General features: G+C 77.8%; 1 protein-coding gene. It reads left to right on the top strand.

What is annotated here, in order from left to right:
• The coding region (gene whiA / locus AN218_RS37815) for a DNA-binding protein WhiA (protein WP_244900230.1) at nucleotides 1-203 on the top strand (203 nt) is incomplete at both ends.

Raw genomic sequence — 203 nt, 5'->3', positions numbered from 1 at the left:
GGCGACGCCATCGGCGCGCTGCTGACGCGGCTGGGCGCCCACGAGTCCGTGCTCGCGTGGGAGGAGCGGCGGATGCGCCGCGAGGTGCGCGCCACCGCGAACCGGCTCGCCAACTTCGACGACGCCAACCTGCGCCGCTCCGCGCGTGCGGCGGTCGCCGCGGGCGCCCGGGTGCAGCGTGCGCTGGAGATCCTCGCGGACGA

The sequence above is a fragment of the Streptomyces nanshensis genome (genome assembly GCF_001751255.1).
Lineage (GTDB): Bacteria > Actinomycetota > Actinomycetes > Streptomycetales > Streptomycetaceae > Streptomyces > Streptomyces nanshensis_A.
Note: the sequence above shows the minus strand (reverse complement) of the source record. Positions and strands in the feature narration are given on the sequence as shown.